1 pseudogene is annotated in these 255 nt (G+C 46.7%); it reads right to left on the bottom strand.

Annotation, left to right across the window (positions count from 1 at the left end):
* Positions 1 to 255: pseudogene (locus tag AB2U10_RS19325) on the bottom strand (hypothetical protein); the annotation flags it as partial.

Raw genomic sequence — 255 nt, 5'->3', positions numbered from 1 at the left:
ACAACTCTTGTAGTTCTGTTCCACATGCATTTTGCGCATCAGAATCCGGTTAATCAGCTCACAGAACTCATCTCCATAGGCTTTGGCTCTGTTTCGGTAATAGTCCGGGCTACGATCTTTGTAATCGCGGTATCGGGAGGGCAGATGCTCCTCTACAGTGGTATAGGCGTGTTTCTTACGGGTTCTTAGGTGAGTAGCCAGCAGTTTGGATTTATGGTAGATACTTACCCGGTTATGCGTATAGACCACTTCTAC

Source organism: Leadbetterella sp. DM7, from assembly GCF_040829825.2.
Lineage (GTDB): Bacteria > Bacteroidota > Bacteroidia > Cytophagales > Spirosomataceae > Leadbetterella.
This window is presented reverse-complemented; position numbering and strand designations above follow the sequence as displayed.